This is a genomic window from Acidobacteriota bacterium, assembly GCA_016716715.1.
Lineage (GTDB): Bacteria > Acidobacteriota > Thermoanaerobaculia > UBA5066 > UBA5066 > Fen-183.
The window spans coordinates 290,266-314,732 of sequence record JADJVE010000006.1; the positions used below are offsets into that span (position 1 = coordinate 290,266).

Annotated in this window: 28 protein-coding genes; 21 read left to right on the top strand and 7 right to left on the bottom strand. The window is 69.0% G+C overall.

Annotated features, from left to right (window positions below; genetic code table 11):
- Position 1 precedes the first annotated feature (1 nt).
- On the bottom strand, positions 2 to 1,993 hold the full coding sequence (locus IPL89_11910) for a beta-lactamase family protein (GenBank protein ID MBK9063880.1): 1,992 nt from the start codon (positions 1,991 to 1,993) through the stop codon (positions 2 to 4).
- A 65-nt stretch (positions 1,994 to 2,058) separates the two neighbouring features.
- Between IPL89_11910 and IPL89_11915 the strand changes: the two genes are divergently transcribed.
- From IPL89_11915 to IPL89_11940, 6 genes are all read left to right on the top strand, one after another.
- Positions 2,059 to 3,600, top strand: coding sequence for a M20/M25/M40 family metallo-hydrolase (locus tag IPL89_11915; GenBank protein MBK9063881.1), 1,542 nt, complete (start codon positions 2,059 to 2,061; stop codon positions 3,598 to 3,600).
- Between the two features lie 15 nt (positions 3,601 to 3,615).
- Positions 3,616 to 4,191: a DUF1579 domain-containing protein gene (locus IPL89_11920; GenBank protein MBK9063882.1), complete on the top strand. Its 576-nt coding sequence runs from the start codon at positions 3,616 to 3,618 to the stop codon at positions 4,189 to 4,191.
- Between the two features lie 121 nt (positions 4,192 to 4,312).
- Positions 4,313 to 4,840, top strand: coding sequence for a hypothetical protein (locus tag IPL89_11925; protein ID MBK9063883.1), 528 nt, complete (start codon positions 4,313 to 4,315; stop codon positions 4,838 to 4,840).
- Between the two features lie 125 nt (positions 4,841 to 4,965).
- On the top strand, positions 4,966 to 5,355 hold the full coding sequence (locus IPL89_11930; GenBank protein MBK9063884.1) for a hypothetical protein: 390 nt from the start codon (positions 4,966 to 4,968) through the stop codon (positions 5,353 to 5,355).
- 71 nt (positions 5,356 to 5,426) lie between these two features.
- Positions 5,427 to 6,653, top strand: coding sequence for an alpha-hydroxy-acid oxidizing protein (locus IPL89_11935; protein MBK9063885.1), 1,227 nt, complete (start codon positions 5,427 to 5,429; stop codon positions 6,651 to 6,653).
- A 131-nt stretch (positions 6,654 to 6,784) separates the two neighbouring features.
- Complete coding sequence (locus IPL89_11940; GenBank protein ID MBK9063886.1) at positions 6,785 to 7,330, top strand: hypothetical protein; 546 nt, start codon at positions 6,785 to 6,787, stop codon at positions 7,328 to 7,330.
- 11 nt (positions 7,331 to 7,341) lie between these two features.
- Here the strand turns inward: IPL89_11940 and IPL89_11945 are convergent, their stop codons facing one another.
- From IPL89_11945 to IPL89_11955, 3 genes are all read right to left on the bottom strand, one after another.
- Entirely contained in the window at positions 7,342 to 7,770 is a 429-nt protein-coding gene (locus tag IPL89_11945) for a BLUF domain-containing protein (protein MBK9063887.1), read from the bottom strand.
- Between the two features lie 98 nt (positions 7,771 to 7,868).
- Positions 7,869 to 8,156 carry an RNA-binding protein gene (locus IPL89_11950; GenBank protein ID MBK9063888.1) on the bottom strand — a complete coding sequence of 96 codons (288 nt, stop codon included), beginning with the start codon at positions 8,154 to 8,156 and terminating at the stop codon, positions 7,869 to 7,871.
- 210 nt (positions 8,157 to 8,366) lie between these two features.
- Positions 8,367 to 9,311, bottom strand: a complete 945-nt coding sequence (locus tag IPL89_11955) for a hypothetical protein (protein ID MBK9063889.1) — start codon at positions 9,309 to 9,311, stop codon at positions 8,367 to 8,369.
- Between the two features lie 51 nt (positions 9,312 to 9,362).
- Here IPL89_11955 and acpS point away from each other — a divergent pair, with 51 nt between their 5' ends.
- Genes acpS through IPL89_11985 form a run of 6 tightly spaced genes read left to right on the top strand, consistent with a single transcriptional unit; the run spans position 9,363 to position 13,694 of the window.
- Complete coding sequence (gene acpS / locus IPL89_11960) at positions 9,363 to 9,737, top strand: holo-ACP synthase (GenBank protein MBK9063890.1); 375 nt, start codon at positions 9,363 to 9,365, stop codon at positions 9,735 to 9,737.
- A 4-nt stretch (positions 9,738 to 9,741) separates the two neighbouring features.
- Positions 9,742 to 11,481 (top strand): acetate--CoA ligase, encoded by a 1,740-nt coding sequence (acsA, locus tag IPL89_11965; protein MBK9063891.1) that lies wholly within the window; start codon positions 9,742 to 9,744, stop codon positions 11,479 to 11,481.
- On the top strand, positions 11,482 to 11,739 hold the full coding sequence (locus IPL89_11970; protein ID MBK9063892.1) for an acyl carrier protein: 258 nt from the start codon (positions 11,482 to 11,484) through the stop codon (positions 11,737 to 11,739).
- Between the two features lies 1 nt (position 11,740).
- Positions 11,741 to 12,997 carry a glycine C-acetyltransferase gene (gene kbl, locus IPL89_11975; GenBank protein MBK9063893.1) on the top strand — a complete coding sequence of 419 codons (1,257 nt, stop codon included), beginning with the start codon at positions 11,741 to 11,743 and terminating at the stop codon, positions 12,995 to 12,997.
- 21 nt (positions 12,998 to 13,018) lie between these two features.
- Entirely contained in the window at positions 13,019 to 13,324 is a 306-nt protein-coding gene (locus tag IPL89_11980; protein ID MBK9063894.1) for a hypothetical protein, read from the top strand.
- Between the two features lie 37 nt (positions 13,325 to 13,361).
- Positions 13,362 to 13,694: a hypothetical protein gene (locus IPL89_11985; GenBank protein MBK9063895.1), complete on the top strand. Its 333-nt coding sequence runs from the start codon at positions 13,362 to 13,364 to the stop codon at positions 13,692 to 13,694.
- Between the two features lie 19 nt (positions 13,695 to 13,713).
- Here IPL89_11985 and IPL89_11990 read toward each other — a convergent pair whose 3' ends face one another.
- Positions 13,714 to 14,922 carry an MBL fold metallo-hydrolase gene (locus IPL89_11990; GenBank protein MBK9063896.1) on the bottom strand — a complete coding sequence of 403 codons (1,209 nt, stop codon included), beginning with the start codon at positions 14,920 to 14,922 and terminating at the stop codon, positions 13,714 to 13,716.
- 39 nt (positions 14,923 to 14,961) lie between these two features.
- Here IPL89_11990 and IPL89_11995 point away from each other — a divergent pair, with 39 nt between their 5' ends.
- The 3 genes from IPL89_11995 (at position 14,962) to IPL89_12005 (ending at position 17,308) form a co-directional block, all read left to right on the top strand.
- Entirely contained in the window at positions 14,962 to 15,537 is a 576-nt protein-coding gene (locus tag IPL89_11995; protein MBK9063897.1) for a hypothetical protein, read from the top strand.
- 88 nt (positions 15,538 to 15,625) lie between these two features.
- Positions 15,626 to 15,964: an MmcQ/YjbR family DNA-binding protein gene (locus IPL89_12000; protein ID MBK9063898.1), complete on the top strand. Its 339-nt coding sequence runs from the start codon at positions 15,626 to 15,628 to the stop codon at positions 15,962 to 15,964.
- A gap of 12 nt (positions 15,965 to 15,976) precedes the next feature.
- Positions 15,977 to 17,308: a diguanylate cyclase gene (locus IPL89_12005; GenBank protein ID MBK9063899.1), complete on the top strand. Its 1,332-nt coding sequence runs from the start codon at positions 15,977 to 15,979 to the stop codon at positions 17,306 to 17,308.
- Positions 17,309 to 17,365: 57 nt separating this feature from the next.
- Here IPL89_12005 and IPL89_12010 read toward each other — a convergent pair whose 3' ends face one another.
- Positions 17,366 to 17,656, bottom strand: coding sequence for an RNA-binding protein (locus IPL89_12010; protein ID MBK9063900.1), 291 nt, complete (start codon positions 17,654 to 17,656; stop codon positions 17,366 to 17,368).
- Positions 17,657 to 17,830: 174 nt separating this feature from the next.
- Here IPL89_12010 and IPL89_12015 point away from each other — a divergent pair, with 174 nt between their 5' ends.
- From IPL89_12015 to IPL89_12040, 6 genes are read left to right on the top strand one after another with little or no spacing between them, the layout of a single operon-like run.
- A complete protein-coding gene (locus IPL89_12015; GenBank protein MBK9063901.1) occupies positions 17,831 to 18,385 on the top strand; it encodes a hypothetical protein in 555 nt (184 codons plus the stop codon).
- 17 nt (positions 18,386 to 18,402) lie between these two features.
- Positions 18,403 to 18,705 (top strand): type II toxin-antitoxin system RelE/ParE family toxin, encoded by a 303-nt coding sequence (locus IPL89_12020; protein MBK9063902.1) that lies wholly within the window; start codon positions 18,403 to 18,405, stop codon positions 18,703 to 18,705.
- Positions 18,695 to 19,063, top strand: coding sequence for a HigA family addiction module antidote protein (locus tag IPL89_12025; GenBank protein ID MBK9063903.1), 369 nt, complete (start codon positions 18,695 to 18,697; stop codon positions 19,061 to 19,063). The genes IPL89_12020 and IPL89_12025 overlap by 11 nt, the downstream gene beginning before the upstream one ends.
- Complete coding sequence (locus tag IPL89_12030) at positions 19,060 to 19,362, top strand: hypothetical protein (protein ID MBK9063904.1); 303 nt, start codon at positions 19,060 to 19,062, stop codon at positions 19,360 to 19,362. Before IPL89_12025 ends, IPL89_12030 begins: the two co-directional genes overlap by 4 nt.
- A gap of 35 nt (positions 19,363 to 19,397) precedes the next feature.
- The gene (locus IPL89_12035) at positions 19,398 to 20,774 is read left to right on the top strand and encodes a DHA2 family efflux MFS transporter permease subunit (protein ID MBK9063905.1); all 1,377 of its coding nucleotides are present in this window, start codon (positions 19,398 to 19,400) and stop codon (positions 20,772 to 20,774) included.
- 39 nt (positions 20,775 to 20,813) lie between these two features.
- Positions 20,814 to 23,549 (top strand): serine/threonine-protein kinase, encoded by a 2,736-nt coding sequence (locus tag IPL89_12040; GenBank protein ID MBK9063906.1) that lies wholly within the window; start codon positions 20,814 to 20,816, stop codon positions 23,547 to 23,549.
- Between the two features lie 60 nt (positions 23,550 to 23,609).
- Here IPL89_12040 and IPL89_12045 read toward each other — a convergent pair whose 3' ends face one another.
- Positions 23,610 to 24,389, bottom strand: a complete 780-nt coding sequence (locus IPL89_12045) for a hypothetical protein (protein MBK9063907.1) — start codon at positions 24,387 to 24,389, stop codon at positions 23,610 to 23,612.
- Between the last annotated feature and the right edge of the window lie 78 nt (positions 24,390 to 24,467).

Sequence of the window (24,467 nt, forward strand, 5' to 3'; positions counted from 1 at the left end):
CCTAGTTCGCCCTCGCCTCGTCGAACGCGTACTCGTGCTGCGCGTCGCGCAGGACGAGGGAGCGCTTTCCGTCCTTGTCCGCCACGACGAACTCGAAGCCCTCGATCGTCGGGTCGATCGTGATGAAGGAGATCGTCCCGTCGTCGTTCTTGCGCGACGCGACGACGCTGTGCCACTCGCCAACGTCGAAGACGACGGCGCCGCCCGCGCCCTTCTTCACGGCGAGATCGCCGAGGGCCTTGCTCGCGTAGCGCGGCGCGAGCTTCGCCGCCGCGGAGGCGTCGGCCGGGATCACGAGGCGCTCGCGCGCCTTCGCGATGGCCGCCGCCCGCTGCTTGACCCCGACGCGGATCGACTCCTCGGCCTCCGGCTTGCCGTCGAAGAGCACCTCGACGAGGCGCCTCAGGAGCGGCCCGCGCAGCGAGACGCCCGCGTCCGAGTTCGTCAGGATGACGGCGCCGACGCCGTGCTCGGGCAGCCAGATCATGTCGCTGTGGTACCCGGCGAGGTCGCCGCCGTGGTGCACGATCGGGATTCCCCACTTCTTGTCCACGAAGAGGCCCATCCCGTACGTGACGTCCTCGCCGACCGCCACCTGCGGCGCGCGCCGCGCGAGGAGGTTCTCCTCCGAGACGAGGCGCTTGCCGCCCGGAAGCGCGCCCTTCGCCAGCTCCATCGCCACGTACTTCGAGAGGTCGCGGGCGCTCGTCCACACGCCTCCGGCCGGCCGGGCCGGCACGATGGACTCGTTCAGGTCCATCCGGGCCCGCACGGTCTTCCCGTCCGGGTCGTCGCCGTGCGGCTGCGCGACGTTTCCCCTGAGGGCGCGGGCGAAGTCGAACGTGGTGTTTTTCATTCCGAGGGGCAGGAAGACCTTCACCCGCATCGCCTCGTCGTAGGCGGCGCCCAGCTCGCGTCCGGGATACGACAGCGTTCCTCCGATGAACCCCGCCGCGGCCGCCATCAGGTTGCTGTACTGGAAGACCTCGCCGAACTTGCTCGTCGGCTGCATGGTGCCGAGGAGGCCGAGCGCCGACGCGGGCGTCGCGCTCCGGTACTCGAAGAGCCATTCCATGTCCTGCCGCGGGAGACCCGTGCACGCGCACACGAGGTGCTTCACGAGCACCTGCTTCGTCGTCGCCGCGTCGCCGAGCCGGAACGCGGGATAGACCCCCGTGACGGGCTGGTTCCAGCCGAGCTTCTTCTCGTCGGCGAGCTCGGCGAGGAGCAGCGTCGTGAGCGCTTTCGTGTTCGACGCCGCGATGAAGAGCGTGTCCGCGTCGACCTTGTCCGGCTTGCCGAGCTCCTTCACGCCGAGGCCGCCTTCCCACACGACCTTGCCGCCGTCGAGGAAGGCGAGGCCGACGCCCGGCACCGCGTACTGCTTCATGCCGTCCTCGACGAACGCCTTCAGGACCGCGATCCGGGAGGCGTCGAGCGGATGAGCCTTCTTCCCCGCGAAGGTCTCGCGCGAGTAACCCTTCGGCCGGAGGCTCTGCAGGACGAGACCGATCGGCGCGCCGCGCTTCTCGGCCGTCGGCTCGGTCGCGTCGAGGATGAAGACGATCCACGCCTTCCCGGCGCGCCACGCGCCGGCCACGACCACGACGCGCTCGTTCGGCGAGGTCTCGTACTCGAAGCTCTTCCGCTCCTCCCACCCGTTGCGCGGGGCGCCCGGCGTCGCGAGCCTCAGCGGCCGCTTCGCGTCGGGCTTGTAGGCGGACCACGCCGCGGCGACCGCGGCCTCGGCGTCCTTCGCCTCGACGTCCACGAGCGCGAGATGCGAATCCCCCTCGGGCGGGTCCAGCACCACGAGCGGGCCCTTCGTCGTGATCGTCCAGCCCGCCGGCGCCGTGAACGTCGCGCCCGCGGCCGTGGTGCGGGGCGAGTCGGCGGCGAGGACTTCCTTCGCGGGAGCCTGCGCCGAAGCGTTCGCGGCGGAAAGGGGAAGCGCGAGGACAAAAGAAAGAGCGAGGACTGAGAGGCGTGCCATGGTCCCTCCGTTCGGGCACAGTCTAGGACGCCAAGGGCGGTAGAGTGCCTCCCGGAGGCCTTCGCATGCGCTCGCCCGCCCTCGCTATGTGCCTCGGGGCAACTCTCTCCGGCGCCGCGCTCCCGGCGCACGCTGTCCTTCCGCCGGGCGTCGACGACGCTTCGATCGCCGCCGCCGCCGTCGCGACCTTCCCGGAGTTCCTCGAGTTCCTCTCCCTCCCGAACGACTCCGCGAAGCCCGCCGACATCCAGCGCAACGCCGCGTGGCTCGAGTCGGCGTTCGCGCGGCGCGGCTTCACGACGCGCCTCCTCGACAACAAGGGCCGCCCGCTCGTCTTCGCCGAGTACGGCAAGGCCCGCCCCGCGCAGAAGACGGTCCTCTTCTACATCCACTTCGACGCCCAGCCTGTCGTCCCGTCGCAGTGGGCCCAGAAGGACCCGTGGCTGCCCGTCGTCAAGCGGCGCGGGCCCGACGGGAAGTGGGCCGAGGTGGACCGCGCCGAGCTCCTGAAGCCCGGCTTCGACCCGGAGCTGCGCGTCTTTGCGCGCTCGTCCTCCGACGACAAGGGCCCGATCGTGATGTTCCTCGCCGTATTCGATCTCCTGCGCGCGAAGAAGATCGACCCGGCCTTCCACGTGAAGGTTCTCCTCGACAGCGAGGAGGAGGTCGGCTCGCCCGGCATCGCCGCCGCCGTCGCCGGCAACGCCGCGCTCCTCGCGGCCGACGCCGTCGTCCTCCTCGACGGGCCTGTCCACGCCTCGAGCCGCCCGACGCTCGCCTTCGGCAACCGCGGCGTCGTCGCCGTGACGCTCACCGTTTACGGGCCACGCGCGCCGCTGCACAGCGGGCACTTCGGCAACTGGGTGCCCAACCCCGCGCTGCGCCTCGCGAAACTCCTTGCGTCGATGAAGGACGAGGACGGACGGGTGACGGTCGCCGGGTACTACGGGCGCACGAACCTCACCGAAGCGGATCGCAAGGCGCTCGCCGAGGTGCCCGACGACGAGGCCGCGCTGAAACAGAGGGTCGGCATATCGCAGCAGGAAAAGGTCGGCGTCACGTACCAGGAGTCGCTCCAGTACCCGTCCCTCAACGTGCGCGGCCTCGCGTCGGCGAGCGTGGGCGAGAAGGCGGCGAACGTCCTCCCGCGCGACGCCGTCGCCGAGCTGGATCTGCGCACGACCGTCGAGTCCGACCCGGCGTTCCTCGTCGGCCTCCTGAAGAAGCACGTCGAGGCGCAGGGCTGGCACCTCGTCGAGAAGGACCCCACGGACGAGGAGCGCGCGCGCTGGCCGAAGCTCGCGCGATTCGACGCGCACGCACCCGAGGAGGCCGCGCGGCAGCCGTTCGACGCACCGGTGGGCCGCTGGGCGGCGGCGGCGCTCGGCGGCGCATGGCCCGCCGCGCCGCTCGTGCGCATCCGGATGATGGGCGGCACGCTCCCGACGCACGCGATCGTCGGGCCGCTGAAGGCGCCGTTCGTGCAGGTCCCCGTCGTGAACGCCGACAACAACCAGCACGCGTACGACGAGAACCTGCGCATGGGCCACTACCTGAGCGGCATGCGCTCGATGGCAGCGCTCCTCACGGCGCCGTACCCGGAGTGAGAGAGAATCCGTCTCATGCAAACACCTCGCCGTCTCCCGCTGATGCTCGCCCTCTGCCTGGCCGCCCCCGCCCTCGCGCAGGGCCGGCCTGATCCGGCGGCCCTCCTCACCGCCCAGAAGGACGCGCTGAAGGCCTTCGCGGCCATGGACGGCGTCTGGCGGGGCCCCGCGTGGACGATCCTCCCGTCGGGCGAGAAGCACACGATCACGCAGACCGAGCGCATCGGACCGTTCCTCGACGGCGCCGTGAAGGTCATCGAGGGGAAAGGCTATGAGGCGGACGGGCGCGTCTCGTTCAACGCGTTCGGGACGATCTCCTTCAACCCCGCGAAGAACGCCTACACGCTTCATTCGTACGCGATGGGCAACGCCGGCGACTTCGTCATCAAGCCCACGCCCGACGGCTACATCTGGGAAATCCCGGCCGGGCCCATGACGATCCGGTACACGGCCGTCATCAAGGACGGGACGCTCAAGGAAGTCGGCGACCGCCTCGAGACCGGCAAGGACCCCGTCCGCTTCTTCGAGATGACGCTCACCCGCATCGGCGACACGACGTGGCCCGCGGGCGGGGCGGTGCCGCCGAAGTAGTCCCGTCGCGTTAACGCTTCCCGGGCTTTCTTCTGGCGCGCGCTCGATCCGCGACATAGATTGCGACTCGCTCTTGCAACGACAGAAGGAGGCGCGCATGCGCCGCCCCGGAGTAACACAGATGCGCCAACGTCGCCTCGCCGCGCTCGTGCTTTTCGCACTCTTCGGCCTCGGCGCTTCCGCGGCGCTCGCGGCCGACAGCACCCCGACTCCGCGAACCATGTCCCGCGGAAATCTCGTCAAAGTGCGGCCGAGAACTCCGCAGTTTCCTCCCGACGTAAAGGCCCGCGGCGACCGACTCTGGAATGCGGCGTCACCCGCGGTGAAGGCCTGGGCGAGCCAGAACGCGCCCCAGGTCGCGAAGGGACCCGGCGACCCCGAGGCCCTCGCTCACGCCGCCGCTCAGGCCCGGTCGGCTCACACCCGAGGCGGCGGCGCCGCTGACTCTCTCTCGTTCCTCCTGCTCTACGAGGCCTCGAGGAGCCTGCAGGCCAAGAGCGACCTCGACTCCATGTCGGAGATGGGCGAGATGGAGTCGTTGCGCCTCCAGATGGCGATGGACCGCCTGAGCAAGATGATGTCGACGCTCTCGAACCTGATGAAGAAGATGTCGACGACCCAGGACGCCATCATCCAGAACATGAAGTAGGAACCTGGAGGAAGCGCGCATTTGCGTCGCCCAGCCGCAGAGGCGCTGAGGCCGGCGCGAAGAGGGGAAAACCTTCCGGGCTCCGGTGAGACGCGGTATCGTTCGCGCAGACAGGAGAACAATGAATGAAATATCTGCGCGTCATTCTCGAAGTGTGCGGAGCCGTCCTTCTTGCCGCGACGCTCGTCGTCGGTTCGCGGCCTTCGGCCGCACAGGTCTCAAAGGAGACGCAGACCATCAAGCCCGCTGTCCCCTACGCGCAGTTGAAAGATGCGAACTACATGCTCATCTCCGCACTCCAGGATCGCGTCGATAGGCTCGAGGCGAAGCTTGCGACGGTCCAGAAGGATTACGCGGGCCACACGCACCACTACATTGCGCCCCAGTGCCAGTACGAGAATCTCGCAACGTTCAAGAACGAGCTCGCTCACGGCGCCACGAACATGGGCGTGTGCCTCGTCAATCCCGCGGCCATCAACCGCAACGGCACCCCAACAACGCCGCCGATGAAGTAGGCACGCAACCCGCTCCCCGTCGCGCCCTTCGCCACTGGAATCGCCCGGCTGATCCGCCGCCGCTCCGCCGCATCCGGGAGGTCTTCGTGAACGACGTCGCCCGCCGCGATTTCCTGCGCTTTCTCGCGGCCAGCCCGCTCCTCGCCGGGCTCGGCAGCCTCGACGTCTTCGCCGACGGGGTCGAGCCGCTCGCCGACTCCGCCGCGAAGGCGCTGGACGTCTTCGAGCTCGAGGCCATCGCGAAGAAGAACCTTCCGCCCGCGCACTGGGGCTACATGGCGACCGGCGTCGACGGCGACGCGACGCTCCGGGCGAACGGCGAGGGCTTCGCGAACCTCGCGCTGCGCGTCCGCCGTCTCGCTGGCGTCCGCGCCCCCGATACGTCTGTCTCCCTTTTCGGCACGACGTGGGAAACGCCCATCGTCCTCTGCCCGGTTTCCAGCCAGCGCGCGTTCCACGACGACGCCGAAATCGCGACGGCGCGCGCCGCGCGCTCGCGGAGGACCCTGCAGATCCTCTCCACGCTCTCGTCCACCGGCGTCGAAGACGTCGCCGCCGCGCGCGGCGGCCCGGTCTGGTATCAGCTCTATCCGACCGATCAGTGGTCCGTCGCGCAGGGCCTCATGAAGCGCGCCGAGGCCGCCGGCTGCCCCGCGCTCGTTCTGACCGTCGACCTGCAGGGCGGATCCAACCGCGAGACCGTCGTGCGCGGGCGACGCCTCGACACGCGCGACTGCTCGTCGTGCCACGCGGCCGACCCGTTCGACGTCGCCGGTGCGCTCCCCCGCCGGGCGATGTTCAGGGGGCTCGACGTTTCGAAGGTCACGTGGATCTTCCCGCCCGACGCGACGTGGGACTACGTCGCGCGCATCCGAGCCGCGTGGAGAGGGAAGCTTCTCCTCAAGGGCATCGTCACGCGCGAGGATGCCGAGCTCTGCCTCGCCGGAGGCGTCGACGGCATCGTCGTCTCGAACCACGGCGGCCGCGCCGAGGAGAGCCTCCGCCCCTCGATCGACAGCCTCGTCGAGGTCGCAGCGGCCGTGAAGGGGCGCGTCCCCGTGATCCTCGACGGCGGCATCCGCCGCGGAACCGACATCTTCAAGGCGCTCGCGCTCGGCGCGACCGCCGTCGGCATCGGGCGGCCGCAGGTGTGGGGCCTCGCCGCGTTCGGGCAGGCGGGCGTCGAGGCCGCGCTCGACATCCTGCGGCGCGAGCTGGAGATGGTCATGCGCCAGGCGGGCACGACGAGCCTCGCGAAGATCGACCGCTCGTACGTCGTCGACCGAAGGCGAGGCTGAATTTCGGCCCGAGAGGCATCGGGAGAGAATGGACTGGAACTGGAGGCCCCGCGATGCGTAAACGCGCCGCCACCCCCACCCTTCTCGCTGAAGGCCCTCGCAGGTACCAGGTGAGCAGCGTTCTCGCTCTCGTGCTCGCCGCGTCGTTCTCCACTGCCGCCGCCACGATTCCGCCCGACCTCGAGGCGCGCGCCGCCGAGTTCCAGAGGCAGGCGTCGCCGCAGATGCTCGCCTGGGTGCACGACCAGGGGGTGGCGCTGGCGCGAAAGAACGGGCCGGTCGACCTCGCAGCGCTCGAGCAGACGATCCGGTCACGCTTCGTTGCAAAACGAGCCCCGGCAGGCAGGGCGACGACTTCGACCGGGGCCGGGGCCTACTCAAACCTGGGCGCCATCGGGGACGGCGACATCATGGCGATCGCCTTCCTCGTGATGATGGAGGCGGCGAAGTCCGCCCGGGAGGACCTCAAGGCGATCATGGGCCAGGTGAAGGCGATCAACAGCGCGAAAACGCAGCAACGCGGGCTGATCAGGGAAATCAATCAGGCGTCAGGCGCAAAGGCCGCCACTCCCACACCTACGCCGACGCCCGACCGCGTCGCCCAGCTCGTCGCCGCCGCGCGGAGCGTCCAAGGCAAGACTCACGCCGCGAACCTGTCGGCCGTGGCGCAGCGCTGATCCGGGAACTCCTAGTTCTTCGCGAGCGCCTTCAGGATGTTGACGACCATCCCGGGCAGCTGCCCCGGGTGCGCCTCGACCGAAGCGAGGACGTCCCCGATCGTCGTCGCGCCCTCGAGCTCGGCCCACTTCGCGACCTCCGCGGCGCTCGGGGAGAGGTACGCCATGCTCCACGACGTGAACGCGCGCTCGTCGGTGTCCTGCTCGTAGAACACTTTCACGCCGCGGTGCCGCGGGTCGCGGTCGATCCGGCCCATCAGGTCGAGCACGTCGTTCTTCTCGCCCTCGAGAACCTGCAGGAACGCGCCGTCTACGAAAACGAGCACGCCCGAGATCCCGTGCGCCTTGTTGCGGATCCGCGACTCCGCGAGCATCCCCTCGAGTTCGGCCGGGGTCAGATCCGGCGCCGCTTCGGAGGAATAGACGAGGCGATACGGCATGGGGCCCTCCCGCGGTGGGGAGTCTATTCCGGAAAAAGAAAACGGCGCCGGAGCGTTTCCGCCCGGCGCCGAATTGAAACAGGTCGAGTCGTTACAGGTTAGTAACGGTTGCGGCCGCCGCCGAAGCCACCGCCACCACCGCGGTTCTCCTGGGGCTTGGCCTCGTTGACCTTGAGCGCGCGGCCGTCCTGCTCGCGGCCGTTGAGGGCGCCCATCGCCTTCTTGGCGTCCTCGTCGGACATCTCGACGAAGCCGAAGCCCTTCGAGGAGCCGGTGTCGCGGTCCGAGATCACGCGGGCGGATTCGACGTTGCCAAAGGGCTCGAACAGAGACTTGAGGGTCGAGTCATTGACGGAGTAGGACAGGTTTCCAACGTAGAGCTTCATGAGATTCCTTAGGAAAACGCGCGGCCGGTTGGACGTGCGCGATTGGAAGATGGTTGGGAGGGTACGGTTGAGGTCGACGGGGACCTTTCGGTCTCGGTCCGCTCCGTCATATAGAAAGGAGTGCGAACGGGGAAAGTATAAGGCCATTTCCGGATTCGTGCCCGCAAAATGATGTAACTTGAACATGGATAGTCACTTAGGGGCGGCTCGTCAGTTCACGATCTCGTCCGGTGGCGGCTCCTCGCCCGGGCCGGCCGCCGGAACCTCCGCCTCCTCCATCGCCTTCGCCTGCGCCGCGCGCTGCCTTCTCTTCCGGATTCCCGCGGCGATCGCGAGCACGGAGACCCCGAACCACAGGACCGCGGTGCTCGTGAGGATGGGAATCCAGCGCTTCAGCGTGCCCTGCCGTTCCCAGAACGCCTCGCCCACGTCGACGAGCGACGCGCCGGTCGCGCCGCGGATCGCCTGGTCGAACGTGTCGTCCTGCGCGAGGCGCGCGAGGACGATGCGCGGGACGGCGGGGCCGTAGCGCTCGAGGAGATCCTGCACGAGCGTGCCCGCGAGCGCGTACCCGTGCTCAACCTGCCGCCGGTCGCCCTGGAAGAGGTCGTCGAGCTTCCAGAGCGGCACGCGCGGACCCGACAGCAGCCCCACCGCGAGCTCCGTCTGGTCGCGCAAGCGCCACGACCGGGCCGCGAGCATCGCGAGCCCCTCGTTGAACCACCGCGGCACGCGCCTTCCGCCCGCCGCGCGGTGGATGAGGACGTGCGCCACCTCGTGCGCCAGCACCTCCTCGAGCCCGCCGTCCGGATACGACGGCGTGCGCTCGGCGAGGATGACGACCGCGTTCGAGACGCCGTCCGTGTAGCCCGTCACCCACGCCGGCGCGTCGCGCGCGAGCGGCGACGACTCCGGCGCGAGGACGACGCGGATGTCGGGCCCCGGCGCGTCGAGCCCCACGAGGTCCATCACGCTCCACATCCACGGCCGCTGCCCGGCCGCGAGGCGGTTCGCGGAGCGCGGGAGGCCGGGCTGCGGGTCGAAGACGAGACGCGTCGGCTCGACCGCCGCAAGGGGCGAGGCGAGAAGAAGGGCGGCGAGGAGCGCGAGCTTCCGGATGGCGCCTAGCCTACCCGCATGAGCAGCTTGAATCATGGCGGCTGGCCATCGGGAGACCCAGCTCTCTAGGTAGGAAGAGCCACGCCCATGATCCTCGGGATCGGGACCGACCTCCTCGACGTCGCCCGCATGGCGAGGGAGCTGGAGAAGGACGGAGCCGGGTTCCGGGACAGGGTTTTCACGCCGTCCGAGATCGCGTACTGCGAGGCCCGGCGGTACCCGGCGCGGCATTTCGCGGCCCGCTTCGCGGCCAAGGAGGCGCTCTTCAAGGCGCTCGCGGGCCCGGCGTCGGACGACTTCTGGCGCGAGGCCGAGGTCGAGCGGACGGGTGACGCGGCGCCGCGCCTCATCCTGCACGGCCGCGCGAAAGAGGCGGCCGACCGCCTCGGCGTCAAGAGCGTCCTGGTTTCCCTTTCGCACACCGACAGCCTCGCTTCGGCGAGCGTCGTGCTTCAGGGGTGAACGCATGTACGTAACGGAGACCCTCGAGGAAAGACGGCTCCACAACATCGGCTCGTACGAGGAACGGCTCCGGGGTTTCGACTGGGCGATCGCCGAGAAGGAAATGGGGTGGGGCCACGGCGATCCCGTCAACATCGGCTGGCACCTCAGCGACCGGCTCTGCCGGCTCGGCCTCGGGAGGAAACCGGCGCTCCTCTGGGAAGGCGCGGGCGGAAACCAGAGGACGTACACCTTCGACGACCTGCGCCTCCTCTCCAACGCCGTCGCCGCCGCTCTCGCGCGCTTCGGCCTCGCGCCGTCCGAGAGGATCTGCCTCTTCCTCGACCGCGTGCCGGAGCTCTACATCGCGTTCGTCGGAATCCTCAAGATGGGGGCGGTCGCCCAGCCTCTCTTTTCCGCGTTCGGCGAGGAGTCGCTCGCGACGCGCCTTCTCGACGCCGGAACCGCGGCCGTCCTCACGCAGAAGAAGCACCTGCCCAAGGTCCGGCGCATCCGCGCCCAGCTCCCGGCCCTCCGCACCGTCGTCGTCGTCGACGCGGAGGGCCTCGCGCTCAAAGCGGAAGACGGCGAGGTCGCGCTCGACCTCGACTCCGAACCGCGCCTCGAACGCTTCCACATCTTCCCCGCGGCGCCGGAGACGGCCTCGGTCCTCCACTACACGTCCGGCACGACCGGCCAGCCCAAGGGCGCGCAACACGTCCACGCCTCGCTCGTGTCGCAGTACCTGACGGCGAAGTGGGTGCTCGACCTCAAGCCCGACGACGTCTACTGGTGCAACGCGGACCCGGGCTGGGTGACCGGGACGTCGTACGGGATCATCGGCCCCTGGTCGAACGGCATCACGCAGGCCGTCCTCGACTCAGGCTTCAACGCAGACCGGTGGTACGGCTTCATCGAGAAGCGAAAGATCAGCGTCTGGTACTCGGCTCCCACGGCCATCCGCCTCCTCATGCGCGAGGGGACGCCGGCGGCGCTGAAACACGACCTCTCCTCGCTACGGCACCTCGCGAGCGTCGGCGAGCCGCTCAATCCCGAGGCGGTCCACTGGGGGTGCGAGGCGTTCGGGCTGCCGTTCCACGACACGTACTGGCAGACGGAGACCGGCTGCATCGTCATCTCCAATTACCCCGGCATGCCGGTCAAGCCGGGCTCGATGGGCAAGCCCTTCCCGGGCATCAAGGCCGCCGTACTGGACCCGGCGACGCTCGAGCCCCGAAAGGCGCCGGGGCGCGTCGGGGTCATCGGCCTCAAGCCCGGGTGGCCCTCGATGATCCGCGGCTACTGGAACAACACCGCCGGCTACGCGAAGAAGTTCGCGAACGGCTGGTACCTCACGGGCGACCGCGCCACCGTGGACGCGGACGGCTACTTCTGGTTCGTGGGCCGTGACGACGACGTCATCAACACGGGCGGGCACCTCGTCGGCCCGTTCGAGATCGAGTCGGCGCTCCTCGAGCATCCCGCCGTCGCCGAGTCGGCGGCGGTCGCCAAGCCCGACCCCGTGAACATGGAAGTCGTGAAGGCGTTCGTCGCCCTCAAGCCCGGCTTCACGGCCGGCGACGACCTCGAGCTCGAGATCATGAACTTCGTCCGCAAGCGCCTCTCTCCCCTCGCGATGCCGCAGGAGATCGCCTTCGTGGCGTCGCTCCCGCGCACCCGGAGCGGCAAGATCCTGCGCCGGGTCCTCCGCGCGCCGGAGTGGGGCGAGCCCGTCGGCGACCTTTCCACCCTCATGGAGGACTGAATGGACGACCTCAAGAAGACGATTCTCGAATACGTCCGCCGCGAGTACATCGAGGAGGGGGACGACCGCGAGCTCAGGACCGACACGCCGCTCATCACGGGCGGCATCGTCGACTCCTTCTCGATGGTCTCCCTCAAGCGATTCATCGAGAAGAAATACGCCGTGACGATCCCCGACGCGGACGCCTCTCCCGCCGCCTTCGACAGCGTCGACAAGATCGCCGCCCTCGTCGAGCGGTTCACCGCCGTGAAGGTGTGACATGACGACCGCAACTCTCCCCGCCACGTTCCGCGACGTCCTCGGCGCCGAGCTCGAAGCCCTCAGGACCGCCGGCCTCTACAAGGAAGAACGCTTCATCCACGCGCCGCAGGGCGCCGAGATCGAGGTCGAGTTCCCCGCTGGCGCTCCGCCGAAGAAAGTCCTGAATCTCTGCGCGAACAACTACCTCGGCCTTTCGTCCCACCCCGACGTGCTCGCCGCCGCGCACCTCGGCCTCGAGCGGCGGGGCTACGGCATGTCCTCCGTCCGCTTCATCTGCGGTACGCAGGACATTCACCGCGAGCTCGAGAGCCGCCTCACGACGTTCCTCGGGACCGAGGACACGATTCTCTTCTCGTCCTGCCTCGACGCGAACGCCGGCGTCTTCGAGGCGATCCTGTCCGACCAGGACGTCATGATCGCCGACCGCCTCGTCCATGCCTCCATCGTGGACGGGATGCGCCTCTGCAAGGCGGCGCAGGACACGTACAAGCACTCCGACATGGGCCACCTCGAGGAGAAGCTCGTCGAGCACAAGGACAAACGCCTCCGGCTCGTGATCACGGACGGCGTCTTCTCGATGGACGGCGACCTCGCGAAGCTGGACGAGATCGTGGCCCTCTGCGAGAAGCACGGCGCGATGGTCTTCGTGGACGACTCGCACGCCACCGGCTTCATCGGCAAGACGGGGCGCGGCACGCCCGAGCGCTTCGGCGTCCTCGGAAAGATCGACATCCTCACGACGACCTTCGGCAAGGCGCTCGGCGGGGCGTCGGGCGGCTGCGTGAGCGGCCGGAAGGAGATCGTCGAGATGTGCCGCCAGCGGGCGCGGCCGTATCTCTTCTCGAACACCCTCGCCTCGGTCATCGTGGCCGGCACGCTCAAGGTGCTCGACCTCGTCTCGGCCTCGACCGAGCGGCGAGACCGGCTCGAGCAGAACGCGAAGACCTGGCGGCGGCTCCTGACGGAGGCCGGCTTCGACATCAAGGCGGGCGAGAGCCCCATCGTCCCCGTCATGCTCTACAACGCGAAGCTCGCGCAGGACGTCGCGCGCGACCTCTTCGCCGAAGGCATCTACGTCGTCGGCTTCTTCTTCCCGGTCGTCGCCAAGGGCCAGGCCCGCATCCGCACGCAGCTCTCGGCCGCACACACGACCGCGCAGCTCGACCGGGCCATCGAGGCGTTCCGCAAGGTGGGAAAGAAGCACGACATTCTCGGCAAGTCGAAAAACGAGATCGTGGAGAGATACGGCCTCTAGGCAGAGACCGGAGGAGGCGCCATGCATGCCCGCAGGACGCTCGAGGTCCCGATTCCGGACAACCTGAAGCTCGACGCCCTCGACCTCGAGCTTCTGAAGGCCACGTTCCAGGCGATTGCCGCCCTCCGGGCGGAGAAGGACCGTCGCTGGGAGCTGACGCTCAAGCAGCTCGAGGACGACGGCTGGAAGGTCAAATGGGGCCTCGCCTGGCGCGCCGAAGCAAAGCGCGGCGAGGACTACGAGGAGGCGACGGGGTCCACGCTCGGCGAGGCGCTCGCAGGGGTCGCCCAGTTCGCGCGCGCGGACATGGTGGGTCACGCGCCGTGAGTTGACCGTGCCGCGCGTTCGGGCCTAACGTCGGCGCGTGGAACGGTCCCGCCGTCGCATCCTCGCCGCCCGCGTCCTCGCGGTCGCCGCCGACGCCGTGCAGCTCGGCCTCCTGCCGCTCTTCGCCGGCGGTGCGGCCACGGGCTTCGACGCCGTGCTCGACGTCGCCGTCGGCATCGCCATGGTCGCGCTCGTCGGCTGGCACTGGGCGTTCCTGCCCGCGTTCGCGCTCGAGCTCGTCCCCGCCGTCGACCTCGCGCCCACGTGGACGATCGCGGTCTTCCTCGCGACGCGCAAGATGGGTGCGGCCGAGCCTCCGATTCCCGCCACGCGGATCGACCCGCCGCCGCTGCCTCCCGCCAGCCGCTGAGACCGGGCCCGTCGGCGCGTCAGCGCGCGCCGTACGACGCGTACGGCCCGTGGACGGACTTCACGGCGCCGCTCTCGCTTCGGTCGTCCACGGCGTAAACGTGGTACGACGCCCCGCCGGGTGCGACGCGCACGACGACGTGACCTTCGTCCGACGCGACCTGCGACGCGCGCGGACCGATCGCCGCCTTCGTGGCGTCCCGGAGGTTCGTCACGAAAACGTCGCGCGGGCCGGGCCAGATCCGCTTCGAAAGAAGGCGCTTCAGAACGTCGGGCGACGGGTGCGTCGGCGACCACGCCGGCACGACGATCACGCGCGGCGCGAGCGTGGCGAGGAAGAACGGGCTCGCGGGTTCGATCGAGCCGTGATGGTCCACGACCATCACGTCCGTCTTCCCGATCGCGTTTGCGATCGGCGTCTCGACGTCCCACCACGCGGGCGCTCCGGGCTCCGGAACACCGTAGAGATCGCCGCCCGTATAGAGCGAGAAGGATCCGTACCGGATCAGCAGCGCGATGCTGCACGGGTTCTCGGGCGGACGGTCCTCGGCGGGCACGCCGGCGAGGTCCGGGAAGCGGCGCGCGATCGCATCGCCCTTCCCCGTCCACACCTCGCCGTTCGCGGCGACGACGCGCACCGCGAACCCAGGCGTCTGGCCCGGCGCGCGGACGGGGACGATCTGGTCCGCGCGGCCGGCGCGCGCCCGCTCCCGGACGGTTCCCTTCCTCGCGGCGTCCTCCGCGGCGCGCCTGTAGCCGTCGAACACGGCGCCCCTGGGCGCCGCGGGCTCGCCGTAGTCCGGGTAGCCGCGGTCGATGAGCTTTCGGATCGGCAGTCGCTCGGCGACCTTGCCGAGACCGGACACGTGGTCCGGATGGAAGTGCGAGACGACCGCGTAGTCGAGAACGGCGTTCTCTCCCGCCGCACGCCGCACGTATCGCGCGATCCACTCCCCGGCGCTGCGCGAGGCGTCGGGCAGAGCGGTGGCCAGCGGGATGCCGTCCCCGGCGTCGCCCGCGTCGAAGAGCAGCGTCGTGCCGTCGGGGAAGACGACGAACGCCGCGTTCCCGCGGCCCGTCGAAATCTGGTGGACGTCGAGCGTGCCCTTCGTCCACGGCTCGAGCCGCGCGGGAGCGTCCCCGGCTCCGGCCGCAAGGGGCAGAACCGCCGCCAGGGCGAAGGCGACGAGGACCGGGCGCCGGGAGTCATGGAGGAGGACGCGTCTCACAGGTTGAGAATCAGTCTAGCCCGGGGATAGGCTCCGTGCATGAACAAGTCCTGCACCGGCGCCCTCGCCCTGGGGTTTCTCGCCACCCTCGCCTCCCCGGCCTTCGCCGAGGACACGTGCACCGTCAAGGCGGTCCTCGGCGGAAAGCCCGTCACGATGAAGCACTGCGCCGTGGCGGTCTACGAGGACGAGCACAGCGTCACGCTCTGGTTCTCGGACGCCCCGTTCACGGCCGCCGAGGTCGACATGTTCCACCTCAACTCTTATGCGAAGGACAAGGACGAGGCCGGCAAGCCGCGCACGATGATGCACATGGCGTTCTGCCCGGGCGCCGGCAAGCCCGAGGCGAGCCCGGATGCCGTCAAGAGCGTCGAGCTGAGCGTCAACCACGCGGGCTCCGTCATGATCAGCCGCCAGTGGGTCTTCAAGCTGCCCACGGAGAAGGCGAACCTCGCGTTCCAGAAGCTCGCCGGCGCCATCGATCCGGGCGGCAGGATCTCCGGCCGCGCCACGGGCGGAAAGACGAGCGACGGGGAGAAGTACTCGTGGGACGCCACGTTCGACCTCGCGCTCCCGGCGAAGTCCGCTGCGGCGGGCCCGGGCTGCGGGAACTGACCGGCCGCAGGGTCCTCGCGTGAACCTCCTCGACCGCCTCCGCGCCGTCTGTCTCGCATTTCCCGGGGCGTACGAGAAGGTCGCGTGGATGGCGCCGACGTTCCGGGTGGGCGAGCGCCAGTTCGCGATGTTCGCGGACGACCACCACGGCGCCGGCTTTACCGGCGTGTGGCTGAAGGCTCCCGAGGGCGCGCAGGAGGAGCTCGTCGCCTCCGACCCGAAGCGCTTCTATGTCCCTCCCTATGTCGGAAAGGGAGGATGGGTGGGCGTGAAGCTGGACGGGAGGACGAACTGGAAAGTGCTCGCGGGCCTTCTCGCCGAGGCGTACCGCGGCGCCGCCGCGGGCCAGAGCGCCGCGAAGATCGCCCGCGGGCCGGCCCCGCAAAGAGCCGCAAAAAGCCGGCCGACCAGACGACCGCGACGCTAAGATCCGCGCTCCATGTCGCAGAAGGCGATCGCAGACGGGACGTTCTTTCGCGCGCTCTTCTCGAGCTCCGCGGACGCAACCGTGGTCGTCGACGATTCCGGAACGATCGTCCTCGCCAACCCGGCGTGCGGCCCCCTCTTCGGGCACGACCCGGCCGCGCTCACCGGCCGGTCTGTCGAAACGCTCGTGCCGGGCCGCTTCGGCTCCCACGTCCGGCAGCGGCAGCACTACGCCGAGCGCCCGCATCCGCGCCCCATGGGGCGCGGGCTCCAGCTCTTCGCGCTCCACGCCGACGGGCGGGAGATCCCCGTCGACATTTCGCTGAGTCCGTTCACCATGGAAGGCCGCGCCTTCGTCGCCTGCGCCATTCGCGACCAGCGCGGCACGTCGCGCGGACCCGACGCGCTCCGCGTCCAGGCCACGGCGCTGCGCTCCGCCGCGAACGGCGTCGTCATCACCGACCGCGAGGGCACGATCACGTGGGTCAACCCGGCGGCCTGCGCCATCACCGGGTATTCCGCCGAAGAGCTCGTGGGCAAGCACACGCGCGTCCTGAAGTCGGGCCGCCACGAGCCCGGGTTTTACGCCAACCTCTGGCGGACCGTGACGCGCGGCGAGTCGTGGTCCGGCACGATCGTCAACCGGCGCAAGGACGGCACCGAGTACCAGGAGGAGCAGACGATCGCGCCCGTTCTCGACGAGAGCGGCGCGATCACGCACTTCATCGCGATCAAGCAGGACGTCACCGAACAGCGCCGAATTCAGGCCGAGCTCGCCACGCGCATGGTGGAGATCGAGAACCTGAACGCGCAGCTCCGCGAGCAGGCCGTGCGCGACCCGCTGACGGGTCTTCACAACCGACGCTACCTCGAGCAGACGATGAAGCGCGACATCTCGCGGGCCCGGCGGACCCGCGAGTCCATCGTCGTCGCCGTCATCGACGTCGACCACTTCAAGTCCGTCAACGACACCCACGGCCACGCCGTGGGCGACCGCGTCCTCCTGCGGCTCGCCGAGGTGCTCCTTGGTCACGTGCGCTCCTCCGACCTCGTGTGCCGCGTCGGCGGCGAGGAGTTCGTCGTCGTGATGTCGGGCGCCAGCGTCGAGGGCGCCCTGAAGCGCGCGGAGATCTGGAGGTTTGCGTTCGCCGAGTCCATCGTCGACGGCCGCGACGGGGCGCCCGCCCGGGCCACCATCTCGATCGGCATCGCGGAGTTCCACGACCCGGCCGAGACCTTCGCGGCCTGCCTCAAGCGCGCCGACGAGGCGCTCTACGAGGCGAAGAGGGCGGGCCGGGACCGGGTGGCGAGCGCCGAGGGCGATTCGCCCGAACCCGCCGCCTGAAGAAAAGGCGCCGGAGCGTTTCCACTCCGGCGCCGAAGAATCAGATCGAGATACGGATCAGTAGCGGCGGCCGCCGCCGCCGCCGAAGCCGCCGCCGCCGGTGCGGGCTTCCTGGGGCTTGGCCTCGTTGACCTTCAGAGCACGGCCGTCCTGGTCCTTGCCGTTGAGGGCGCTCATCGCCTTCTGCGCGTCGGCGTCCGCCATCTCGACGAACCCGAAGCCCTTGGACTGGCCGCTGTCGCGGTCCGAGATCACACGGGCGGATTCGACGTTGCCGTAGGCGCCGAAGAGTTCCTTGAGGACGGAGTCGTTGACGGAATAGGACAGGTTTCCAACGTAGAGCTTCATGAGATTCCTCTGTGAGAGATCGCGCATCCCGGGGGACGACACGGCTGGAAGATGGTGGGGAGGGGCAGGTTGGGGTCGCGGGGACCTTTCGGTTCTCGGTCCGCTCCGCCAAGGGAAGGGAGGTCGAACGGAAGGAGTATAGGTCTCCGCGCCCGCGGGCGGAGAATATCGGCGATGACCGCCACGCCCGAGCTTCCGGTCGTCGAGACGGCGGACGCCCTCGAGATCGAATCCCCGATGCTCGTCGGGAAGAGGATCCTTTTCTTTCTCCTCGGCCTCTTCCCCCTGATCGCGCCCTACGAGCTTCTCCTCAAGCCGCGCTGGACCGGCTACGCGAACGTTTTCTTCCTCTTCGCGGCGGCGATCTCGCTCGGGGCGCTCTCTGTCACGGCTTTTTTCGTCTTCGCGGCCGTCGCGGGAATCCGGTCGCGCATGCGCTTCGACCGCGCGCGCGGCCTCTTCACCTACACGGCGTCAGCTCCGGCGATGGGAACGCACACGTCCCGCTGCCCGCTCGACGCGATCGCCGCCATCGAGATCCAGACCCACGAATGGAGCGACGGCGCGCCGAGCTACTCCCTGAACGTCGTGACGAAGGACCAGAGGACGTTCCGGACGTCCTCCGCGTGGTCGAAAGAAGAGGTCGAGGCGCTGAAGCGGCGGGCCAGAGTGTTCCTGGGACGGCCCGCCGGCCCGACCGCCGGAGAAGCATTGACACCTTTAGGGTGAAAGGGTATATTTCGGAAGTGGTCGTCCGTTTCGTCACCAGCCGGCTCGAGCGCTGTTACCACGAGATCCGAACGGCTCAGCGGGAATGGGGCTCGAGGGGGGGAAGGACGTACATCCAGCGCGTCAACACTCTCTGGGCGGCAAGGGACGGACGGGACCTTTTCGCGTTGAAGGCACTGGACGTGCATCCTCTCAAGGGCGCCCGTCGCGGCCAATACGCGATTCGGCTCGGCGATCGAGAAAGACTCATCGTGGCCTTCGAAGACGACGCGTGGACGATCGTCAGCGTCGAGGAAGTGAGTAAGCACTATGGCGACTGAACGCGCGTGGCCCGACGTTGCAATTCCTCCGGGTGCCGTCCTCGCCGAGGAGCTGGAGGCGCGAGGCCTCACCCAGTCTCGCCTCGCGCAACTGATGCATCGGCCACTCCAGGCCGTCAATGAGATCGTCCGGGGCCGGAAACGGATCACCGGGGCGACCGCCCTCGAATTGGCGGACGCCCTCGGAACGAGCGCGGAACTCTGGATCCGGCTCGAGGCCGACTACGAACTCAACAAGGCCAGGCTCGCGCGGCGACCCGAGCCTCGCCGCCGCGTTCGAGCCCGCGCCCCCCTCGGGCGCCGCGAGGCAGCCCGAAAAGCCGCCTCGCGCACGCACGCTCCCGGAGCCACTTCATGAGCGACAAGCCGAAAACCGCCTTCGATCTCGCGATGGAGCGCCTGAATGCCGAGGACCGCGAGGCGGGCACGAAGAAAGAGGCGCCGCTCAGCGCGAAGCAGAAGGAAGCCATCGCCGAGGCGCGGCGTGTCGCCTCCTCGCGCCTCGCCGAGCGCGAGATCCTGTTCCGCGACTCGATGAGGAAGACGCCCGACCCGGAGATGCGCGCGAAGGCCGAGGCCGAGTACCTCGTCGACCGCCAGCGCATCAACGACGATTGCGAAAAGGCGATCGAGGGGATCCGGAGGGGGAAGAGCTGAGCCAGGACCCCTCCGTCAAGCGCCTGCTGCCGTGGATGGTGGCGGTGGCGTTCCTGATGGAGTCTCTCGACACCACCATCCTCAACACGGCCGTCCCCACCATCGCCGACGCGCTCGGCGTCGTGCCGCTCTCCATGAAGTCGGTCCTCTCGAGCTACACGCTCAGCCTCGCCGTCTTCATCCCCGTCAGCGGGTGGATCGCGGACAAGTTCGGCACGCGCCGCGTCTTCGCCACCGCGATCGGCATCTTCACACTCGGCTCGCTTCTCTGCGGCCTCTCCACGAGCATCCACTTCCTCGTGGCCTGCCGCATCCTGCAGGGCATGGGCGGCGCGCTGATGGTGCCGGTCGGCCGCCTCACCATCGTGCGCACGTTCGAGCGGTCCGAGCTCGTGAAGGCGATGACCTTCGTGACGATCCCCGCGATGATCGGGCCCATGCTTGGGCCCGTGGTGGGCGGTCTCATCGTGGGCTACTTCCACTGGCGGGTCATCTTCTTCGTCAACCTGCCGATCGGCCTCCTCGGCCTCGCCCTCATCCTCCGCCGCTTCCCGGACTACCGCTCCGGGAGCGTCCCGAAGCTGGACGTCTTCGGAGGCGTCCTCTTCGGCACGGGCATCGGTCTTCTCTCCTACGTCCTCGAGGTCTTCGGCGAGCACGCGCTCGGCGCGAGCGCGATCCTCGGCCTCTTCGTCCTTTCGCTCGTCCTCCTCGCGAGCTACTTCCGGCACGCGCTCGCCGCCCCGCACCCGCTCCTCCGCCTCGGCCTCTTCCGCATCCGCACGTTCCGGTCGTCCATCGCCGGCAGCTTCATCACGCGCCTCGGCGCGGGCGGCATTCCGTTCCTCCTCCCGCTCCTCTACCAGGTCGGCCTCGGCTATACCGCCGTGCAGTCGGGCTTCCTGCTCATGCCGCAGTCCATCGCGGCACTGGGGATCAGGGCGGTGATGCCGCGCATCCTGAGGCGTCTCGGCTACCGGCGCGTGCTGCTCGCCAACACGATCCTGATGGGCGCGGCCATCGCGCTCTTCGCCACGATCGGCACCGGCACCCCCGTCGTCCTCATCGTCGTCTTCTCGGTCGTCTTCGGCGCCGCGGCGTCCCTGCAGTACGCCAGCATGAACACGCTCGCCTACGCCGACGTCGCCGCGCCCGACACCAGCATGGCCAGCACCATCTCCAGCACCATGCAGCAGATGTCCCTCAGCTTCGGCGTCGCCGCCGCCTCGCTCGTGACGGCCATCTTCATTCCGGACAGGTTCCGGTCGCAGCCCCACGAGCTGCTCCACGGCATCCACCTCGCGCTCCTCGTCCTCGGCGCGATGACCGTCCTCTCGGCCGTCGTGTTCCGGGAGCTGAGGCCGGAGGACGGCGACAACGTGAGCCAGCACGGGGAGGGGCACGGGGAGTAAGTCGCGGATTCGCTCCGGCTACACTCCCGCCACACCTCGATGACCATCACCGCAGGAACCCGGCTCGGACCGTACGAAATCCTCGCCCCGCTCGGCGCCGGCGGGATGGGAGAGGTCTACCGGGCGAGGGACCCGCGCCTCGCGAGAGAGGTCGCAATCAAGGTCCTGCCCGAAGAGTTCTTCGAAGGTGAAGAGAGAAGGCAGCGGTTCGAGCGGGAGGCGCGCCTCCTCGCAGCGCTCAATCACTCCGCGATCGCCGCCATCTATTCCTTCGAAGAAATCCCCTCTTCCTCTTCTTCTTCCTCCCGCCACCTCCTCGTGATGGAGCTCGTCGACGGCGAAGACCTCGCGCAGCGCATCGCCTCTGGCCCTCTTCCCCTCGAAGAATCCCTCTCCTACGCGCGGCAGATCGCCGAAGCGCTCGAGGCGGCGCACGAGAAGGGCATCGTCCACCGCGACCTCAAGCCCGCGAACGTCAAGGTCACGCCCGACGGCAAGGTGAAGCTGCTGGACTTCGGCCTCGCGAAGATCTTCGAGGGAGACCCTGGAAAGCCCGGCTCGGGGGCGGGCGTCACCGAGTCCCCGACGCTCACGGCACGCGGCACCGCGGCCGGAATGATCCTCGGGACCGCGGCCTACATGAGCCCCGAGCAGGCGCGCGGCAAGCCCGTCGACAAGCGCACGGACGTCTGGGCGTTCGGCTGCGTGCTGTACGAGATGCTCACCGGGAAGAGAGCCTTCGACGGCGAAACCGTGAGCGACGTCCTCGCGGCGGTCCTGATGAAAGAACCGGACTGGAGCGCGCTTCGCGCGCCGATTTCTTTGAAGGTGAGAGAGCTGCTGCGCAGGTGCCTCCAGCGCGACGTCAAGCAGCGCCTGCGCGACATCGGGGATGCGCGCATCACCCTCGAGGAGGAGATCGCCGCAACGTCCAGTTCCTCCGGCCAATTACCCTTCGAAGAAAATCCCCCGGCGCCCAACCCCACTGTAGGTCGAAGCGCTGCGCCGACGTCCGCGAGAGGGAGCAAGAACCTCCTCTATCTCTCTTGGGTGCTTGCGGCCGCGTTCGCGGCCGCTGCGGGGGCGCTCGCGCTTCGCGCTCGCGCGCCGGAGGCGACGCCCGCGCGCGCCCTGAAGCTCGCGGTCCTCCCGCCCGCCGGCACGCAGTCGTCGGGACCCATCGACCTCTCGCCGGACGGCCAGCAGATCGCCTTCACGGCAGCCGGCCCCGACGGCCACACGAAGCTTTACGTCCGGAGCCTCGACTCCCTCGAGCCGAAGGCTCTGCCCGGCACCGACGACGCGGACGCGCCCTTCTTTTCTCCCGACGGCCGCTCGATCGGCTTTTTCGCGGCCGGGAAGCTGAAACGCGTCGACCTCGCCGGCGGGCCGGCGCGCGAACTCGCCGACGCGCCCGAGCATCGCGGCGGAAGCTGGGGCTCGCAGAACGTGATCGTCTTCGCCCCGGAGGGCGGCGGAGCGATCTTCAGCATCCCCGCGTCCGGCGGAACCGCCAAACCCGTCACGACGTTCGATCCGGCCACGGCGGAGACCTCGCACCGCTGGCCGCGTTTCCTGCCGGACGGCAAGCGCTTCCTCTTCATGAGCCGCAGGCCCAAGCCTCCGGGCCGGCTCATGGTCGAGGCAGGCTCCGTCGACGGGGGCAAGAGGACCCGTCTCGTCGAATCCTCGACCGGCGGCGCCTACGCGCGCGGGCGCCTCTACTTCGTGCGCGAGGCGACGCTCCTCGCCCAGGCGTTCGACCTCCGCACTCTCGCGGTCTCCGGCGAGCCGGCGCCGGCGGCCGAGGACGTCTGGCGCAACCTCAACACGGACGGGCTCACGGCCTACTCGGTGGCGGAAGACGGAACGCTTGCGTTCCGCCGCGGCGGCATCCTCAAGAGCCAACTCACGTGGTTCGACCGCCAGGGGCGGCCGCTCGGAACCGTCGGGGCGCCGTCGGTCCTCGGGGACATGGACCTCTCGCGGGACGATCGCCGCGTCCTCGTCGACATCACGGACCCCGTGCGCGACGTCAGCGCTCTCTACGTGATCGACGCCGCCACGGGGACGACGCGCGTGACGCTCGGCGTCGCCAACAATTCCGCGGGCCTCTTTTCCCCCGACGGAAAGTCGATCGCGTTCGCGTCCGACGTCAAGGGAGCGTTCGACCTGTATACGAGGGACATCGGCTCCGGCGCGGAGGCGACGCCGTTCCTCGAGAACCCAGTCTGGAAGTTTCCGGAGAGCTTCTCGCCCGACGGGCGCTTCCTGAGCTACACACAGAGCGAGCCCGGAAAGCCTCGGGACATCTGGATCCTGCCGTTGAAGGGCGGAGGAGCACCGCTCCCGTTCCTGCAGACGCCCGCCGAGGAGTGGGGATCGATGTTCTCGCCCGACGGGCGCTTCATCGCGTACGTCTCCGACGAGTCCGGCCGCTCCGAGGTCTTCGTCCGCGCCTTCCCGTCGTCGACGGCCAAGTGGCAGGTCTCCACGGGCGGCGGCGCCTCGCCCATGTGGCGGCGCGACGGGAAGGAACTCTTCTACCTCGCCCCGGACCGCACGCTCGTCGCCGTCCCGATCACGCTCACGCAGGGCGCGCTCACGGCCGGCACCGCCAAGCCGCTCTTCCGGAACCCCGCCCTGCGCCTCGCCTCCGTCTCGGGAAACACCCCGTTCGGCGTCTCCGCCGACGGCCAACGCATCCTCGCGATCGTCACGGTCGGCGAAGCGGAGGCGTCACCGATCGTGCTGCAGATGGGGACGGGGCGGTGACGGGGAAGCGGCGCGGGGCTCCCTCTGCCCGCCATTGAGGCGGACAGGCAGGGGAGGAATTTAGTTCGCCTTCGTCCACTTCACCTTCTCGATCTTCACCGTATCCGCTTTGAGCTTCTTGACGAACTCCTGGCGCTCACTCGAACCAGGCGCCGGTAAGGCTGCGATTCCTTTGGTGTTCCCGAGAAGCTTCTCGAGGTCGAGCAGCTCCATCGAGATCCAGTAATCGTGAGTCGTCGCACCCTGCTTGTTGTATGCGTTGCCCTTCGCCCCGAACGTTTCACCGAGGACTCCGGAGGCGCTGGTGGAAATTTCAGCGTAGTTGTCAATCGTGATGGCCGTGACCAGCGCCGCCTGCACCCAGTATCGATGCGTGCCGGGATTCGGGTTCGGGCTCTGCACCAGTTTCGACAGTTCGTCCAGTGGCACGTCGTTCCAGTGAATGAAGACCATGACCGTGTCCCGCATGTCGACGGAAGCGGTTTGCTCTTCTCCAAGGGACGCCGCGAAGGCGAGGTACGAACCCTGGACCGACGCGCCCCGGTCGATCTTGGACGAATACACCGCTGCATCCGTCTCCTTTATCGTCTGAAGTGGCACCTCGACGCCCGGCTTGATGACACGGGCGCCGCGGTCGAATTCGTTCGTACCGCCCTTGCGGTACAGGATTGACCCGGCGAGCTCCGGTAGCTGGTGTCGGAAGATCTCTGTGCGCGGGTAGAGCGTCCGTTCCTTGAAGCTTTGGGGAAGTGCGTTGTTCAGCGGGACGGGGGCGAACTCGATCCCCGTGCACCCCGCCAGCAGCAGGGCCAAGCCGGTGGCTAGGACCACTCTCTTCATGGAGGCCTCCAATATGTAGGCATCGTGATTCTGCGGGGCGAGCCGGCCCCAAGGGCAGGCCCCCCCAATAGTTCCGAC